This window comes from Streptomyces sp. DH12, from assembly GCF_020873895.1.
Taxonomy (GTDB): Bacteria; Actinomycetota; Actinomycetes; order Streptomycetales; family Streptomycetaceae; genus Streptomyces.
Map to the genome: position 1 here is coordinate 1 of NZ_JAHWGT010001448.1, position 410 is coordinate 410.

General features: G+C 64.4%; 1 protein-coding gene. It reads right to left on the reverse strand.

All coding sequences use genetic code 11. The features are described from left to right. Positions 1–95: 95 nt before the first annotated feature. Positions 96–410 (reverse strand): SseB family protein (locus LPA54_RS40515; protein ID WP_228985431.1); only part of this gene is annotated, 315 nt, incomplete at its 5' end.

Genomic DNA, 410 nt, shown 5'->3' on the forward strand with positions numbered 1-410 from the left:
CTTTAGTTGAGCGTTGAACTTCCTGCCACCTGGAACCGACAAAGCCCGGAGGGAAATTCCCTCCGGGCTCCGTTCGGCGGTCACAGGGTCCGGCGTCAGCCGTACATGCGGCGCATCGCGAACTCGACCATCTGCTCCACGGCCTTGGCGTCGAACACCATCCGGTGCTCGCCCTCCATGTCCAGCACGAAGCCGTAGCCCGTGGGCAGCAGGTCGATCACCTCGGCGCCGGTGATCACGAAATACTTGGACTCCTTGCCGGCATAGCGCCGCAGCTCCTTGAGCGAGGTGAACATCGGGATCACGGGCTGCTGGGTGTTGTGCAGGGCGAGGAAGCCGGGGTTGTGGCCGCGCGGGCAGTAGACCTTGGACGTCGCGAAGATCTGCTGGGAGTCCTCCGCCGCCATCTG